General features: G+C 61.7%; 16 protein-coding genes. 15 read left to right on the plus strand and 1 reads right to left on the minus strand.

Annotated features, from left to right (window positions below):
• Nucleotides 1-4 precede the first annotated feature (4 nt).
• A complete protein-coding gene (map, locus tag IFT98_RS19115) occupies nt 5-787 on the minus strand; it encodes a type I methionyl aminopeptidase (protein WP_122476589.1) in 783 nt (260 codons plus the stop codon).
• Between the two features lie 345 nt (nt 788-1,132).
• On the opposite strand from map, the gene rpsB reads away from it, so the two are divergent.
• The 15 genes from rpsB (at nt 1,133) to rnhB (ending at nt 15,754) form a co-directional block, all read left to right on the plus strand.
• Nucleotides 1,133-1,873 (plus strand): 30S ribosomal protein S2, encoded by a 741-nt coding sequence (gene rpsB, locus IFT98_RS19120; RefSeq protein WP_049862289.1) that lies wholly within the window; start codon nt 1,133-1,135, stop codon nt 1,871-1,873.
• Between the two features lie 179 nt (nt 1,874-2,052).
• Nucleotides 2,053-2,925 carry a translation elongation factor Ts gene (gene tsf, locus IFT98_RS19125; protein ID WP_192051126.1) on the plus strand — a complete coding sequence of 291 codons (873 nt, stop codon included), beginning with the start codon at nt 2,053-2,055 and terminating at the stop codon, nt 2,923-2,925.
• A 192-nt stretch (nt 2,926-3,117) separates the two neighbouring features.
• Nucleotides 3,118-3,861, plus strand: coding sequence for a UMP kinase (pyrH, locus tag IFT98_RS19130; protein ID WP_049862287.1), 744 nt, complete (start codon nt 3,118-3,120; stop codon nt 3,859-3,861).
• Nucleotides 3,858-4,415 (plus strand): ribosome recycling factor, encoded by a 558-nt coding sequence (gene frr / locus IFT98_RS19135; protein WP_122476572.1) that lies wholly within the window; start codon nt 3,858-3,860, stop codon nt 4,413-4,415. Before pyrH ends, frr begins: the two co-directional genes overlap by 4 nt.
• Before the next feature lie 16 nt (nt 4,416-4,431).
• Complete coding sequence (gene uppS, locus IFT98_RS19140; RefSeq protein ID WP_122476571.1) at nt 4,432-5,187, plus strand: polyprenyl diphosphate synthase; 756 nt, start codon at nt 4,432-4,434, stop codon at nt 5,185-5,187.
• Nucleotides 5,187-6,002: a phosphatidate cytidylyltransferase gene (locus tag IFT98_RS19145; protein WP_192051128.1), complete on the plus strand. Its 816-nt coding sequence runs from the start codon at nt 5,187-5,189 to the stop codon at nt 6,000-6,002. The genes uppS and IFT98_RS19145 overlap by 1 nt, the downstream gene beginning before the upstream one ends.
• Complete coding sequence (gene ispC, locus IFT98_RS19150; protein ID WP_192051129.1) at nt 5,999-7,189, plus strand: 1-deoxy-D-xylulose-5-phosphate reductoisomerase; 1,191 nt, start codon at nt 5,999-6,001, stop codon at nt 7,187-7,189. Before IFT98_RS19145 ends, ispC begins: the two co-directional genes overlap by 4 nt.
• Before the next feature lie 30 nt (nt 7,190-7,219).
• The gene (gene rseP, locus IFT98_RS19155) at nt 7,220-8,569 is read left to right on the plus strand and encodes a sigma E protease regulator RseP (RefSeq protein ID WP_122795109.1); all 1,350 of its coding nucleotides are present in this window, start codon (nt 7,220-7,222) and stop codon (nt 8,567-8,569) included.
• Nucleotides 8,570-8,642: 73 nt separating this feature from the next.
• The gene (bamA, locus tag IFT98_RS19160; protein WP_192051131.1) at nt 8,643-11,015 is read left to right on the plus strand and encodes an outer membrane protein assembly factor BamA; all 2,373 of its coding nucleotides are present in this window, start codon (nt 8,643-8,645) and stop codon (nt 11,013-11,015) included.
• A gap of 44 nt (nt 11,016-11,059) precedes the next feature.
• Nucleotides 11,060-11,575, plus strand: coding sequence for an OmpH family outer membrane protein (locus IFT98_RS19165; protein ID WP_043185097.1), 516 nt, complete (start codon nt 11,060-11,062; stop codon nt 11,573-11,575).
• A gap of 1 nt (nt 11,576) precedes the next feature.
• Entirely contained in the window at nt 11,577-12,632 is a 1,056-nt protein-coding gene (lpxD, locus tag IFT98_RS19170) for a UDP-3-O-(3-hydroxymyristoyl)glucosamine N-acyltransferase (RefSeq protein ID WP_122795107.1), read from the plus strand.
• A gap of 111 nt (nt 12,633-12,743) precedes the next feature.
• Nucleotides 12,744-13,184, plus strand: coding sequence for a 3-hydroxyacyl-ACP dehydratase FabZ (gene fabZ, locus IFT98_RS19175; RefSeq protein ID WP_043185101.1), 441 nt, complete (start codon nt 12,744-12,746; stop codon nt 13,182-13,184).
• Complete coding sequence (gene lpxA / locus IFT98_RS19180) at nt 13,181-13,957, plus strand: acyl-ACP--UDP-N-acetylglucosamine O-acyltransferase (RefSeq protein ID WP_122714035.1); 777 nt, start codon at nt 13,181-13,183, stop codon at nt 13,955-13,957. The genes fabZ and lpxA overlap by 4 nt, the downstream gene beginning before the upstream one ends.
• Nucleotides 13,957-15,102: a lipid-A-disaccharide synthase gene (lpxB, locus tag IFT98_RS19185; RefSeq protein ID WP_192051133.1), complete on the plus strand. Its 1,146-nt coding sequence runs from the start codon at nt 13,957-13,959 to the stop codon at nt 15,100-15,102. The genes lpxA and lpxB overlap by 1 nt, the downstream gene beginning before the upstream one ends.
• 22 nt (nt 15,103-15,124) lie before the next feature.
• Nucleotides 15,125-15,754: a ribonuclease HII gene (rnhB, locus tag IFT98_RS19190; RefSeq protein ID WP_163007437.1), complete on the plus strand. Its 630-nt coding sequence runs from the start codon at nt 15,125-15,127 to the stop codon at nt 15,752-15,754.
• The last annotated feature ends 4 nt before the right edge of the window (nt 15,755-15,758 follow it).

Raw genomic sequence — 15,758 nt, forward strand, 5'->3', positions numbered from 1 at the left:
GGCATCACGCCGAGACGCGGGGGATGGTGTCGTCGCTGCGCAAGGTGAAGATTTCGTAGCCGCTGGCGGTCACCACCAGGGTGTGCTCCCACTGCGCGGACAGCTTGCGATCCTTGGTAATGGCCGTCCAGCCATCGCCCAGCACCTTGGTGTCGGCCTTGCCCTGGTTGATCATCGGCTCGATGGTGAAGGTCATGCCTTCCTTGAGCTCCATGCCGGTACCGGCACGCCCGTAGTGCAGCACCTGCGGTTCTTCGTGAAACACCTTGCCGATGCCGTGGCCGCAGAATTCGCGGACCACGGAAAAACCGTTCTTCTCGGCGTGCTTCTGGATGACTTCGCCGATGTCGCCCAGGCGGCATCCGGGCTTGACCAGTTCGATGGCCTTGTACAGGCATTCCTGGGTCACCTGCGACAGGCGCTCGGCCCACACCGGCACGCTGCCGACGTGGAACATGCGGCTGGTGTCGCCGTGGTAGCCGTCCTTGATCACGGTGACGTCGATGTTCAGCACGTCGCCATTCTTCAGCGGCTTGTCATTGGGAATGCCGTGGCAGACCACATGGTTGATCGAGGTGCAGATCGACTTGGGGTAGCCCTTGTAGTTGAGCGGGGCAGGGATGGCCTGCTGCTCGTTGACGATGTAGTCGTGGCACAGGCGGTCGAGTTCTTCGGTGGTGACACCGGGCTTGACGTGAGGCGCGATCATCTCCAGCACATCGGCCGCCAGGCGGCCGGCAATTCGCATCTTCTCGATGTCTTCGGGGGTCTTGATGGTAACGGTCATTCGGAGCTCTCTGAGCGCTTGCGCGCGTTCGCAGGCTGAAATCGAGGCGATTCTACCAGAGCCGCCGCGGACTGCCGCGCGGCGCTGGCGGCGCCTCTATATAAGAGGTGATGGCGTGCATTGTCGCGCGAATCAGGCAGCGGCGCAAAAGCCGTTGTGCATCGACGCTATTTCAGGTTTCTATATCGGGGCGGCTATGGTATAAAATGCGCCGCTTTCCGGGGATGCCCTGGAAGCAACCAAACCCACACACGTGTCGACACGATGACCTGGGTGCCGGAGGTTATGCCGCCGGTTGGTCATTGGGATACGTGGAGGCTTAACCCGACTTATCAAGGAACTATCATGTCCCAAGTCAACATGCGCGATATGCTGAAGGCCGGTGTGCACTTCGGTCACCAAACCCGTTACTGGAATCCGAAAATGGGTAAGTACATTTTCGGCGCGCGTAACAAGATCCACATCATCAACCTCGAAAAAACCCTGCCGATGTTCAACGAAGCACTGACCTTCGTAGAGCGCCTGGCCCAGGGCAAGAACAAGATCCTGTTCGTCGGCACCAAGCGTTCCGCCGGCAAGATCGTGGCCGAGGAAGCAGCACGTTGCGGCTCGCCGTACGTCGACCATCGCTGGTTGGGCGGCATGCTGACCAACTTCAAGACCATCCGTGCTTCGATCAAGCGTCTGCGCGACCTGGAAACCCAGGCCGAAGATGGCACTTTCACCAAGCTGACCAAGAAAGAAGCGCTGATGCGCACCCGTGATCTGGAAAAACTGGATCGCAGCCTGGGTGGTATCAAGGACATGGGCGGCCTGCCTGACGCACTGTTCGTCATCGACGTCGACCACGAGCGCATCGCGATCACCGAAGCCAACAAGCTGGGTATCCCGGTCATCGGCGTCGTCGACACCAACAGCAGCCCTGAAGGCGTCGACTACATTATCCCAGGTAACGATGACGCCATTCGCGCCATCCAGCTGTACATGGGTTCGATGGCCGACGCGGTCATCCGTGGTCGCAACCACGTTGCTGGCGGTACTGAAGAATACGTTCAGGACGCACCTGCCGCAGCGGTAGAAGGCTGAGTCTAGACGCCCAGCGTTTACTCGGTACGCAAAAAGGGGGCTAGGCCCCCTTTTTGCCACCTCGAGAACCATTGCCGGCATCGTCACCGCTCCAATTGTAAAGAGCCGCTGGCAAGGTCAAGAATTGAGCGCCCGTTAACGGGTGGAATGGTTAGACACCTATCCAAGAGGAATTTGAAATGGCAGAGATTACTGCAGCGTTGGTCAAAGAACTGCGCGAGCGTACCGGCGAAGGCATGATGGATTGCAAAAAGGCCTTGACCAAGGCCGGCGGCGACATCGAAAAAGCCATCGACGACATGCGTGCTTCCGGCGCCATCAAGGCCGCCAAGAAAGCAGGCAACGTTGCTGCCGAAGGCGCCATCGCCGTCAAGGTTGCTGCCGACAACAAATCCGCAGTCATCCTGGAAGTCAACTCGCAGACCGACTTCCTGGCTCTGCAGGACGACTTCAAGAACTTCGTCGCCGCCAGCGTGGAAAAGGCTTTCGCCGACCAGCTGACCGACGCTGCTCCGCTGATCGCCGCTCAAGAGCCAGCGCGTGAAGCCCTGGTCGGCAAGGTTGGCGAAAACGTCAACATCCGCCGTCTGGTACGCGTGGAAGGCGACGTTGTCGATGCCTACCTGCACGGCAACAAGATCGGTGTCATCGTTGCCCTGAACGGCGGCAACGCCGAACTGGCTCGCGACATCGCCATGCACGTTGCAGCCAGCAACCCGGAATTCCTGCTGCCATCGCAGGTTTCGGCCGAGGCCATCGAGCGCGAGAAGGGCGTCTTCATGAGCCTGAACGAAGACAAGATCAAGGGCAAGCCAGCCGAGATCGTCGAGAAAATGGTTGCCGGTCGTGTCAGCAAGTTCCTTGCCGAAGCCAGCCTGGTCGAGCAGGCGTTCGTCAAGAACCCTGAAGTCAAGGTCGGTGACCTGGCCAAGAAAGCCGGTGCTGAAATCGTTTCGTTCACCTACTTCAAGGTAGGCGAAGGCATCGAGAAGCCTGTCGACAACTTCGCTGACGAAGTTGCCGCACAAGTGGCCGCTGCCAGCAAGCAATAAGACGGATTCGTCCTGTTGCCCCAAAGAGGCTGCCCGCTTACGCGCGCAGCCTCTTTTTCAAAGTTGGTGCCCGGATTTAGCCGCTTACAAGGCGCAGGTCCGGTGGTACTGTCGCAGTGCCGCAAGCTAGAGTTAGGCGCGCCGTACACCGGCCCGTCCAGAATTTATTAAACGCCGCAGGAGAGACACGCAATGGCTCAGCAGGTGAGTGGTCGTCAACCTCGCTATAAACGCATTTTGCTCAAACTTAGCGGCGAGGCCCTGATGGGGTCCGAAGATTTCGGGATCGACCCGAAAGTGCTGGACCGCATGGCCCTCGAAGTGGGCCAGTTGGTAGGCATCGGCGTCCAGGTGGGCCTGGTCATCGGCGGTGGCAACCTGTTCCGCGGTGCCGCCCTGAGCGCAGCCGGCATGGACCGTGTCACCGGCGACCACATGGGCATGCTGGCAACCGTGATGAACGCCCTGGCCATGCGCGATGCGCTGGAGCGCTCCAACATCGCCGCGATCGTCATGTCGGCCATCTCGATGGTCGGCGTGACCGACCATTACGATCGCCGCAAGGGTATTCGTCACCTCAATTCCGGCGATGTGGTAATTTTCGCCGCCGGCACCGGCAACCCGTTCTTCACCACCGACTCCGCAGCCTGCCTGCGCGCCATCGAGATCGATGCCGACGTGGTGCTCAAGGCGACCAAGGTCGACGGTGTCTACACGGCTGATCCGTTCAAGGATCCCCATGCTGAGAAATTCGACCGCCTGACGTACGATGAAGTACTGGATCGCAAGCTGGGCGTGATGGACCTGACCGCCATCTGCCTGTGCCGCGATCACAAGATGCCGTTGCGGGTATTCAACATGAACAAGCCTGGCGCTCTGCTGAACATCGTAGTGGGCGGCGCCGAAGGAACTCTGATCGAGGAAGGCGAAGTATGATCAACGAAATCAAGAAGGATGCGCAGGCGCGCATGCAGAAATCCCTGGAGTCGCTGCAGCACGCGTTCGGTCGTATCCGTACCGGCAAGGCACACCCCAGCATTCTGGAAGGCGTTCAGGTCCCTTACTACGGTGCCGATACCCCTATCAACCAGGTCGCCAGCATCAGCGTGAAAGATTCGCGCACCCTGCAGGTTGTCGCGTTCGAGCGCAACATGCTCGGCGCGGTCGACAAGGCCATCGGTGCCGCCGGCCTCAACCTCAACCCGACCAACCTGGGCGAGTTGCTGCTGATCTCCATGCCTGCGCTGACCGAAGAAACCCGCAAGGGCTTCACCAAGCAGGCGCGTGACGCTGCCGAAGACGCCCGTGTGGCCGTGCGCAACATTCGCCGTGACGCACTGAGCCAGTACAAGGATCTGGTCAAGGAAAAGGAAATCAGCGAAGACGAAGAACGTCGCGCGGCCGATGACATCCAGAAGCTGACCGACAAGTTCGTCGCGGACATCGAAACGGCCGTGAAGCAGAAAGAAGCGGACCTGATGGCCGTTTAAGGAATTAGTCCGTCTCATGGAAAAGACCAAGTTGGCTGTACCTTCCACGGTACCGCGGCATGTTGCGATCATCATGGATGGCAACAATCGCTGGGCCAAGAAACGTTTGCTGCCCGGTGTCGCTGGGCACAAGGCCGGTGTGGATGCTGTGCGCGCGGTCATCGAGGTGTGTGCCGAGGCCAAGGTCGAGGTACTGACCTTGTTCGCCTTTTCCAGCGAGAACTGGCAGCGCCCGGCCGACGAGGTCGGCGCGTTGATGGAGCTGTTCTTCAGTGCACTGCGCCGCGAGGCGCGACGGCTGAACGACAACCGCATCAGCCTGCGGATCATCGGCGACCGTTCGCGGTTCCACCCCGATCTGCAGGCCGCCATGCGCGAGGCCGAAGCCGCCACGGCCGGCAACGACCGCTTTGTCCTGCAGATTGCCGCCAACTACGGCGGCCAGTGGGACATTGCCCAGGCGGCGCAGCGTCTTGCCCGGGAAGTCCAGGCCGGCCATCTCAAGCCGGAGGAGATCACCCCCGACCTGCTGCAGACCTGTCTGGCCACAGGTGACCTGCCTTTGCCGGATCTGTGCATCCGAACCGGCGGCGAGCATCGCATCAGCAACTTCCTGCTGTGGCAACTGGCCTATGCCGAGCTGTATTTTTCCGACCTGTTCTGGCCGGATTTCAAACACGAGGCCATGCGCACGGCGCTGGCCGATTTCGCTTCGCGCCAGCGCAGGTTCGGTAAAACGAGCGAGCAGGTCGAAGCCGGAGCCCGTGCTTAATGCTTAAACAACGCATCATCACTGCGCTGATCCTCCTGCCGATTGCCCTGTGCGGCTTCTTCCTGCTCGAAGGCGCAGGGTTCGCCCTGTTCATCGGCCTGGTGGTTACCTTGGGCGCGTGGGAGTGGGCGCGGCTGGCCGGGTTCGAAAAACAGTCGGCGCGCATTGCCTTCGCCGCTGTGGTAGCGGGTCTGTTGTTCTTCCTCTACCTGACGCCGGGCCTGGCGCCGTTCGTGCTCGGCGCGGCGGTGCTGTGGTGGTGCCTGGCCACGTTCCTGGTGCTGACCTACCCGCGCACCAGCGAACATTGGGCCAGCCTTGCCTGCAAGCTGCTCATCGGCCTGCTGATCCTGCTGCCGGCCTGGCAAGGGCTGGTGCTGCTCAAGGGCTGGCCGCTGGGTAACTGGCTGATCATGACCGTCATGGTGCTGGTGTGGGGTGCCGACATCGGCGCCTATTTCACCGGCAAGGCCCTGGGCAAGCGCAAGCTGGCGCCCCAGGTCAGCCCCGGCAAGAGCTGGGAAGGTTTCTATGGCGGGCTGGTGACCAGCCTGCTGATCACTCTGGTCATCGGCCTGGTGCGCGACTGGGGAATCGGCCAGATGCTCGCGGGCCTGATCGGCGCGGCGATCGTGGTGGCCATCTCCGTCGTCGGTGATCTCACCGAAAGCATGTTCAAGCGTCGCTCCGGCATCAAGGACAGCAGCAACCTGCTGCCCGGCCATGGCGGTGTGCTCGATCGCATCGACAGTCTGACCGCGGCGGTACCGGTGTTCGCCGTGCTGCTGTGGGCTGCCGGCTGGGGCGTGATGTGAGCGGCGTGCAGCGCATTACCGTGCTGGGCGCGACCGGCTCCATCGGCCTGAGCACGCTCGACGTGATCGCCCGACATCCGGACCGTTACAGCGCATTCGCCCTGAGCGGCTTCTCGCGCATGGACGAGCTGTTGGCACTGTGCCTTGTGCATCGCCCGGTGTTTGCCGTGGTGCCCAGTCAGGAGCGTGCCAGCGCCTTGCAGCAGGCATTGCGCCAGGCCGGCTCGCGCACCGAAGTGCTGGCAGGTGAAGAAGGGCTTTGCCAGGTGGCTGCGGCACCGGAAGTGGATGCCGTGATGGCGGCCATCGTCGGTGCAGCCGGGCTGCGCCCGACCTTGGCCGCGGTTCATGCTGGCAAGAAAGTGCTGTTGGCCAACAAGGAAGCACTGGTCATGTCGGGCGCGCTGTTCATGCAGGCCGTGCGCGACAGCGGTGCCGTGGTGCTGCCGATCGACAGCGAACACAACGCGATTTTCCAGTGCATGCCCGGTGATTTCGAGCGTGGCCTGGGTAATGTCGGCGTGCGGCGGATACTGCTGACTGCGTCGGGTGGTCCGTTTCGACAGACGCCGCTGGAAGAATTGGAACAGGTCACGCCGGAGCAGGCGTGCGCTCATCCCAACTGGTCGATGGGACGCAAGATTTCCGTCGACTCGGCCAGCATGATGAACAAGGGCCTGGAGCTGATCGAGGCGTGCTGGCTGTTCGACGCGCGACCCGCGCAGATCGAAGTGGTCGTGCACCCGCAGAGCGTGATCCATTCCCTGGTCGACTATGTCGACGGCTCGGTGCTGGCGCAGTTGGGCAACCCCGATATGCGCACGCCGATTGCCCATGCCATGGCCTGGCCGCAACGTGTCGATTCGGGGGTGGCACCCCTGGACCTGTTCGCCATCGCGCGGCTTGATTTCGAAGCACCCGATGAACAGCGCTTTCCTTGCCTGCGCCTGGCTCGGCAGGCAGCGGAGGCGGGCGACAGTGCCCCGGCCATGCTCAACGCGGCGAACGAAATCGCGGTGGCGGCGTTCCTCGAGCGTCGCATACGCTACCCGCAGATCCCGCGTATGATCGAGGACGTCCTCAATCGGGAACCGGTGGTCGCACTGGATACGCTCGACACGGTCTTCGCCGCGGACGCTCGCGCGCGGGATCTGGCCCAGCAATGGTTGAACCAGCACGGGGGCTGACCCCTGCATGGCCGTAGTTCGGAGAGAGTTATGAGTGCGCTCTACATGATTATCGGCACCCTGGTGGCATTGGGTGTGCTGGTTACCTTTCACGAGTTCGGCCATTTCTGGGTCGCACGGCGTTGTGGCGTCAAAGTGCTGCGTTTTTCGGTGGGCTTCGGCACGCCGCTGTTGCGCTGGCATGACCGCCAGGGCACGGAGTTCGTCGTCGCGGCGATTCCGCTGGGTGGCTACGTCAAGATGCTCGACGAGCGCGAGGGTGACGTACCGGCCGATCAGGTCGAGCAGTCGTTCAATCGCAAGAGCGTGCGTCAGCGCATAGCCATCGTCGCTGCCGGCCCTGCGGCCAACTTTCTGCTCGCCCTGGTGTTCTTCTGGCTGCTGGCGATGCTCGGCACTCAGCAGCTCAAGCCGGTGGTCGGCTCGGTCGAGCCGGGCAGCATCGCGGCAACCGCCGGTCTGATGGCCGGTGAGGAAATCGTCGCGGTGGATGGCGAAAGCACCTCCGGCTGGGCGGCGGTCAACCTGCAAATGGTAAGGCGCCTGGGCGAAACCGGTGCCTTGCAGTTGACCGTGCGCGAACCCGGCTCCAGCAATGAGGCCACTCGTTCGCTGGCCTTGAACCAGTGGCTGCAGGGCTCCGACGAACCCGACCCGATCCGCTCGCTGGGCATCCGTCCGTGGCGTCCGGCGCTGGCGCCGATACTTGCCGAGCTGGATCCCAACGGCCCGGCGCAGGCCGCCGGACTGCGTACCGGAGACCGCCTGCTGGCGCTGGACGGCCAGCCCCTGGGCGATTGGCAGCAGGTCGTGGACCTGGTCCGCGAACGTCCGGACAGCCGGATCGTGTTGCGCGTGGAGCGTGACAACGCTCCTCTGGATGTCCCGGTCAACCTGGTTTCCAAGGGTGAAGGCAAGGCCGCCGGGTACCTCGGCGCTGGGGTCAAACCGGTCGAGTGGCCACCGCAGATGCTGCGCGAAGTCAGCTACGGACCGCTCGATGCCGTGGTCGAGGGCGCCAGGCGTACCTGGACCATGAGCGTGCTGACCCTTGATTCCCTGAAGAAAATGCTGTTCGGCGAGCTCTCGGTAAAAAACTTGAGTGGACCGATAACCATTGCTAAAGTGGCGGGCGCTTCGGCCCAGTCGGGTTTTGGGGATTTCCTGAATTTCCTCGCCTACCTGAGCATAAGCCTCGGAGTTCTCAATTTGCTGCCCATTCCAGTACTGGATGGGGGGCATCTGTTGTTCTACCTGATCGAGTGGGTGCGTGGTCGCCCAGTCTCCGATCGGGTACAGGGTTGGGGAATCCAGATCGGCATCAGTCTGGTGGTTGGGGTCATGCTGCTTGCCCTGATAAACGATCTGGGTCGACTGTAACGCTTCGCTCGTTTGCGAACCTGCCGCTTCTGCGGCAGTTTGTTTATTGCCAGTTGGAATAAGAAAGGACTTCATGAAACGTCTGCTGCTAACTGCGGTTCTTGCCGTACTGATGATCGCTGAAGTTCACGCCGCGTCCTTCACCATCTCCGATATCCGCGTCAACGGGCTGCAGCGGGTTTCCGCCGGCAGCGTGTTTGGCGCGTTGCCGTTGAACGTAGGTGACCAGGCCGACGACGGTCGCCTGGTGGAATCGACCCGTGCACTCTTTAAAACCGGGTTCTTCCAGGATATCCAGCTGGGCCGGGACGGTAACGTCCTGGTGATCACCGTGGTCGAACGACCCTCGGTGGCCAGTATCGACATCGAAGGCAACAAGGCCATCTCCACCGAAGACCTGATGAAGGGCCTCAAGCAGTCCGGTCTGGCCGAAGGCGAGATCTTCCAGCGCGCCACCCTCGAAGGCGTGCGCAACGAGCTGCAGCGCCAGTACGTCGCCCAGGGTCGCTACTCGGCCTCGGTCGATACCGAAGTGGTCACTCAGCCACGCAACCGTGTGGCCCTGAAGATCAATATCAACGAAGGCACGGTCGCGGCCATCCAGCACATCAACGTGGTGGGCAACTCGGTCTTCCCCGAAGAAGACCTGACCGACCTGTTCGAACTCAAGACGTCCAACTGGCTGTCGTTCTTCCGCAACGATGACAAGTACGCACGTGAAAAGCTGTCCGGTGACCTGGAGCGTCTGCGTTCCTACTACCTGGACCGTGGCTACATCAACATGGACATCGCTTCCACCCAGGTGTCGATCACCCCGGACAAGAAGCACGTCTACATCACCGTCAACGTCAACGAAGGTGAAAAATACACCGTTCGCGACGTCAAGCTCAGCGGCGACCTCAAGGTTCCCGAAGATCAGGTCCAGCAGCTGATGCTGGTGAAGAAGGGCCAGGTTTTCTCGCGCAAGGTCATGACCTCCACGTCCGAGCTGATCACCCGCCGCCTCGGTAACGACGGCTACACCTTTGCCAACGTCAACGGCGTGCCTCAGCCGCATGACGATGACCACACCGTCGACATTACCTTCGTCGTCGATCCGGGCAAGCGTGCCTACGTCAACCGCATCAACTTCCGCGGCAACACCAAGTCGGAAGACGAAGTGCTGCGTCGCGAAATGCGCCAGATGGAAGGCGGCTGGGCGTCGACCTACCTGATCGACCAATCCAAGACCCGCCTCGAGCGCCTTGGTTTCTTCAAGGAAGTGAACGTCGAGACGCCGGCCGTGCCGGGTACCGACGACCAGGTCGACGTCAACTACGCCGTGGAAGAGCAAGCCTCCGGTTCCATCACCGCCAGCGTCGGCTTCGCCCAGAGCGCCGGCCTGATCCTCGGTGGTTCGATCAGCCAGAACAACTTCCTGGGTACCGGTAACCGTGTGTCCATCGGCCTGACCCGCAGCGAATACCAGAGCCGTTACAACTTCAGCTACACCGATCCGTACTACACGCCGGACGGCGTCAGCCTGGGCTACAACGCGTTCTACCGCACCACCGACTACGACGACCTCGACGTCGACGTGGCCAGCTACGCCGTGGACAGCCTCGGCGCCGGCATGAACTTCGGCTACCCGATCAGCGAAACCTCGCGCCTGACCTTCGGCCTGAGCGTTCAGCAGGACGAAATCAAGACGGGCAACTACACCGTCGAAGAGATCTTCGATTTCACCGAGAAGGAAGGCGACAAGTTCCTCAACTTCAAGGCATCGGCCGGCTGGTCGTCGTCTACCTTGAACAAGGGCGTACTGCCAACCCGCGGTGCTTCGCAAAGCTTGACCGGTGAAGTGACCATTCCTGGCAGCGACCTGTCGTTCTTCAAGATCGATTATCGCAACCAGGCGTTCGTGCCGATCACCGAAAACTACACCATGCGCTTCCACACCGAACTGGGCTACGGCGATGGCTACGGTTCCACCGACGGCCTGCCGTTCTACGAGAACTACTATGCCGGTGGTTTCAACTCGGTCCGTGGTTTCAAGGACAGCACGTTGGGTCCGCGCAGTACCCCGAGTCAGTTCAACAGGGATCGCGGTACGCTTGAAGATCCAGATCAGGACCCATTGGCGTTCGGTGGTAACGTACAGATCACCGGTGGTGCCGAAGTCCTCTTCCCGCTGCCGTTCGTCAAGGATCAGCGCTCGCTGCGCACCTCGCTGTTCGTCGACGTGGGTAACGTGTTCGACACCAACTGCAATGACAGCAAGACGTCGACAGGTGAAACCGTGCGTTGCAACGACATCGACATCGCCAACATGGCCGTTTCCGCAGGCTTGGGCGTGACCTGGATCACCGCCCTGGGCCCGTTGAGCTTCAGCCTGGCGATGCCGGTCAAGAAGCCTGACAATGCCGAAACCCAAGTCTTCCAATTCTCTCTGGGCCAGACCTTCTAAGGTCTGTTCCTTGGCAACAACAACGGATTTTGTAGGAGTTTATCGTGCGCAAGTTGACTCAAATGGTTGTTCTGGCAGCGACGCTCGCCGCCTCGTTGGGTGCTGCTCCGGCCTTCGCCGACATGAAAATCGCCGTTCTGAACTATCAGATGGCCTTGCTCGAGTCCGACGCCGCGAAGAAATACGCGGTCGATGCCGAGAAGAAATTCGGCCCGCAACTGAGCAAGCTGAAAACCCTGGAAAGCAGCGCCAAAAGCATTCAGGACCGCCTGGTCGCCGGTGGCGACAAGATGGCCCAGCCCGAGCGCGAACGTCTGGAGCTCGAATTCAAGCAGAAAGCGCGTGACTTCCAGTTCCAGTCCAAGGAACTGAACGAAGCCAAGGCCGTTGCCGACCGCGAAATGCTCAAGCAGCTCAAGCCCAAGCTCGACGGCGCCGTTGAAGAAGTCATCAAGAAGGGCGCCTTCGACCTGGTTCTGGAGCGCGGTGCGGTGATTGATGTCAAGCCTCAGTTCGACATCACGCGCCAGGTCATCGAGCGCATGAATCAGTCGCGCTGATATGACAGCGACCATGAAGCTCGGCCAGTTGGCCGAGTTCCTGGGGGCCACGGTCAGTGGCGACCCGGAGAAGATCATCACTGGGCTGGCCACCTTGCAGGAGGCCGGCCCAGCTCAGCTGAGCTTTCTGGCCAACCCGCAGTACCGCAAGTTCCTCCCCGACAGCCATGCCGGCGCCGTACTGCTCAAGGCGGCCGATGCCGAAGGTTTTCAGGGCGATGCATTGATCGTTCCCGATCCCTACCTCGCCTATGCGCGCATTTCCCACCTGTTCGATCCCAAGCCTCGCGCCAGTGCCGGTGTTCATCCCACGGCTGTCATTGCAGCCGACGCTCAGGTCGATGCTGCCGCCAGTGTCGGGCCGTTCGCCGTGATCGAAAGCGGTGCCCGGATCGCTGCCGGGGTGACCGTCGGCGCGCATTGCTTCATCGGTGCGCGATGCGAGATCGGTGAAGGTGGCTGGTTGGCGCCGCGCGTGACCCTCTATCACGACGTGCGCATCGGCAAGCGCGTGGTCATACAGTCCGGTGCGGTGCTGGGTGGCGAGGGCTTTGGCTTCGCCAACGAGAAGGGCGTCTGGCAGAAGATCGCCCAGATCGGCGGGGTCAGCATCGGTGACGACTGCGAGATTGGCGTGAACACCGCCGTGGACCGCGGCGCGTTGGCCGATACCCTGATCGGCAATGGCGTGAAGCTCGACAACCAGATCCAGATTGCCCACAACGTGCAGATTGGCGACAACACCGCCATGGCCGCCTGTGTCGGCATCTCGGGAAGCAGCAAGATCGGCAAGAATTGCATGCTCGCAGGCGGTGTAGGCCTGGTCGGGCACATCGAGATTTGCGATGGGGTATTCATCACCGGCATGACCATGGTGACCCATTCGATCACCGAACCCGGTGCCTATTCGTCGGGTACGGCGATGCAGCCAGCGGCCGAGTGGCGCAAGAGCGCCGCGCGACTGCGGCAGTTGGACGACATGGCGCGCCGCCTCAAGCAGGTGGAAAAGCGTGTCGAGGCAGTGACCCAAGGCGGTAAAGCGTCATCTGATGGCTGATACCCTTTCCATATCAAGTGTGCCCAGCCGCTAGACTGCCCCTTGATTTGCAATAGGAGTGTCGCGCGTCAGCCGCGCGCTCCCTATCTTTACTACAGGCTTCCCCCCGAAATGATGGACATCAACGAGATTCGCGAATACCTGCCGCACCGCTATCCCTTCCTGCTGGTGGATCGCGTAGTGGAGCTGGACGTCGAAAGCCAGAGCATTCGCGCCTACAAGAATGTCAGCATCAACGAGCCGTTCTTCAATGGTCACTTCCCTGCGCACCCGATCATGCCGGGCGTGTTGATCATCGAGGCCATGGCCCAGGCTGCCGGCATTCTTGGTTTCAAGATGCTCGACGTCAAACCGGCCGACGGTACGCTCTACTACTTCGTGGGTTCGGACAAACTGCGTTTCCGTCAGCCCGTGCTGCCCGGTGACCAACTGATCCTGGAAGCCAAGTTCATCAGCTGCAAGCGACAGATCTGGAAGTTCGACTGCAAGGCTTCGGTCGACGGCAAGCCGGTCTGCTCGGCCGAGATCATCTGTGCGGAACGCAAGCTATGAGTTTGATTGACCCTCGCGCCATCATCGACCCGTCCGCCGTTCTGGCAGATGGCGTCGAAGTCGGCCCTTGGTCGATCGTTGGTGCGGGCGTGGAAATCGGCGAGGGCACCGTGATCGGTCCCCATGTCATCCTCAAGGGGCCGACCCGCATCGGCAGGCACAATCGCATCTACCAGTTTTCCTCCATCGGGGAAGACACGCCGGACCTCAAGTACAAGGGCGAAGAAACGCGCCTGGTCATCGGTGACCACAACGTCATCCGCGAAGGCGTGACCATTCACCGTGGCACCGTGCAGGACCGCGCCGAAACCACGCTGGGCGATCACAACCTGATCATGGCGTACGCCCACATCGGGCACGACAGCGTGATCGGCAACCACTGCATCCTGGTCAACAACACGGCACTGGCCGGCCACGTGCATGTGCATGACTGGGCGATCCTTTCCGGTTTCACCCTGGTTCACCAGTACTGCCATATCGGTGCCCACAGCTTTTCGGGCATGGGCACGGCCATCGGCAAGGACGTCCCGGCCTATGTCACGGTGTTCGGCAACCCGGCCGAAGCCCGCAGCATGAATTTCGAAGGCATGCGCCGTCGTGGCTTCAGCGATGACGCCATCCATGCTCTGCGCCGTGCCTACAAGACGGTCTATCGCCGAGGCTTGACCGTGGAGCAGGCATTGCTCGATCTGGCCGAGCCTGCACGTCTGCACCCCGAAGTCGACGTTTTCCTCAAGTCGATCCAGTCTTCGACCCGCGGCATTACCCGCTGATGTCACACCCCGTAGCGCTGACCGTGGCATTGGTGGCAGGCGAAGCCAGCGGCGATATTCTGGGTTCGGGGCTGATGCGTGCGCTCAAGGCGCGCCACCCGCACGTTCAGTTCATCGGCGTCGGTGGTCCTCTGATGGAAGCCGAAGGGCTGGTCAGCCGCTTCCCCATGGAGCGCCTGTCGGTCATGGGCCTGGTCGAGGTGCTGGGTCGTCTGCGCGAACTGCTGGCACGGCGCAAGCAGCTGATTGCCGAGCTGATCGCGTGCAAGCCGGACGTGTTCATTGGCATCGACGCTCCCGACTTCACGCTCAACATCGAGCTTAAGCTGCGCCAGGCTGGCATCAAGACCGTGCACTACGTCAGCCCTTCGGTGTGGGCGTGGCGGCAGAAGCGCGTGCTGAAGATTCGCCATGGCTGCGACCTGATGCTCACGCTGCTGCCCTTCGAAGCCAGGTTCTACGAAGAGCAGGGCGTACCGGTCCGTTTCGTCGGCCATCCCTTGGCCGACACCATTGCGCTGCAGGCCGATCGTGGCCAGGCCCGCGCACAGCTGGGTCTGACGGGTGATTTTCCGGTCGTGGCACTGATGCCGGGCAGTCGCGGCGGCGAAGTCGGTCGCCTGGGCGGGTTGTTCCTCGACAGCGCCCAGTTGCTGTTGCAGTCGCAACCGCACACGCGCTTCGTGATTCCCTGCGCCAACCCGCAGCGCCGCGCGCAGCTGGAGCAGATGCTCGTGGGGCGCAAACTGCCGGTGACCTTGCTCGACGGCGACTCGCACACCGCGCTGGCCGCCTGTGATGCGGTACTGATCGCATCCGGCACGGCCACCCTCGAAGCCCTGTTGTACAAGCGCCCGATGGTGGTCGCCTACCGGCTGGCGCCACTGACATACTGGATCCTCAAGCGCATGGTCAAGAGCCCCTACGTGTCGTTGCCCAACCTGCTGGCCCAGCGCATGCTGGTCCCCGAGCTGCTGCAGGATGACGCCACGCCTAAGGCCCTGGTTGATCGGCTGCTGCCCCTGCTGGCGAGCGGCGAAGAACAGACCAGCGGCTTCGATGCGATTCACCGCACGCTGCGCCGTGATGCGTCCAACCAGGCGGCCGAGGCCGTGTTGCAACTGATAGGCAGGAACGATGGCTAAGCCTCCACAGACGAGCAGGCAACTGCAGATGGGCCTGGATTTCGATCTGGTAGAGGAACTGGTTGCCGGTGTCGACGAAGTCGGCCGCGGGCCGCTGTGCGGCGCGGTGGTGACCGCAGCGGTGATTCTCGATCCGCGGCGGCCGATCCTCGGGCTCAACGATTCGAAAAAGCTTACCGAAGCGCGTCGTGAACTGCTTTACGAAGAGATCTGCGAGAAAGCCCTGGCCTGGTGCATCGCTCGCGCCGAAGTCGAAGAGATCGACCGCCTGAACATTCTTCACGCAACCATGCTGGCCATGCAGCGCGCGGTACAGGGTTTGAGCATCACACCAAGGCTTGCCTTGATCGACGGCAATCGCTGCCCGCAGCTGGACGTGCCCAGCGCGCCGGTGATCCAGGGCGATGCCAAGGTCCCGGCGATTGCCGCTGCTTCGATCCTGGCCAAGGTCAGTCGCGATCGGGAAATGTCCGCGTTCGAATTGATCTACCCTGGCTACGGCATGGGCGGGCACAAGGGCTACCCCACGCCAGTGCACCTGGAAGCCTTGGCCCGACTGGGGCCGACGCCCATTCACCGGCGTTCGTTCGCACCGGTCCGCGCCGCATGGCAGGCGCGTGAAAGCAGTGATCAAGCGCCCGCCTGGGTCTAGCAGG

Source organism: Pseudomonas sp. CFBP 8770 (assembly GCF_014841705.1).
Lineage (GTDB): Bacteria > Pseudomonadota > Gammaproteobacteria > Pseudomonadales > Pseudomonadaceae > Aquipseudomonas.

Coding starts and splice junctions, on each gene's coding strand:
- map (WP_122476589.1), bottom strand. CDS start 787: ATGACCGTTACCATCAAGACCCCCGAAGACATCGAGAAGATGCGAATT.
- rpsB (WP_049862289.1), top strand. CDS start 1,133: ATGTCCCAAGTCAACATGCGCGATATGCTGAAGGCCGGTGTGCACTTC.
- tsf (WP_192051126.1), top strand. CDS start 2,053: ATGGCAGAGATTACTGCAGCGTTGGTCAAAGAACTGCGCGAGCGTACC.
- pyrH (WP_049862287.1), top strand. CDS start 3,118: ATGGCTCAGCAGGTGAGTGGTCGTCAACCTCGCTATAAACGCATTTTG.
- frr (WP_122476572.1), top strand. CDS start 3,858: ATGATCAACGAAATCAAGAAGGATGCGCAGGCGCGCATGCAGAAATCC.
- uppS (WP_122476571.1), top strand. CDS start 4,432: ATGGAAAAGACCAAGTTGGCTGTACCTTCCACGGTACCGCGGCATGTT.
- IFT98_RS19145 (WP_192051128.1), top strand. CDS start 5,187: ATGCTTAAACAACGCATCATCACTGCGCTGATCCTCCTGCCGATTGCC.
- rseP (WP_122795109.1), top strand. CDS start 7,220: ATGAGTGCGCTCTACATGATTATCGGCACCCTGGTGGCATTGGGTGTG.
- bamA (WP_192051131.1), top strand. CDS start 8,643: ATGAAACGTCTGCTGCTAACTGCGGTTCTTGCCGTACTGATGATCGCT.
- lpxD (WP_122795107.1), top strand. CDS start 11,577: ATGACAGCGACCATGAAGCTCGGCCAGTTGGCCGAGTTCCTGGGGGCC.
- fabZ (WP_043185101.1), top strand. CDS start 12,744: ATGATGGACATCAACGAGATTCGCGAATACCTGCCGCACCGCTATCCC.
- lpxA (WP_122714035.1), top strand. CDS start 13,181: ATGAGTTTGATTGACCCTCGCGCCATCATCGACCCGTCCGCCGTTCTG.
- lpxB (WP_192051133.1), top strand. CDS start 13,957: ATGTCACACCCCGTAGCGCTGACCGTGGCATTGGTGGCAGGCGAAGCC.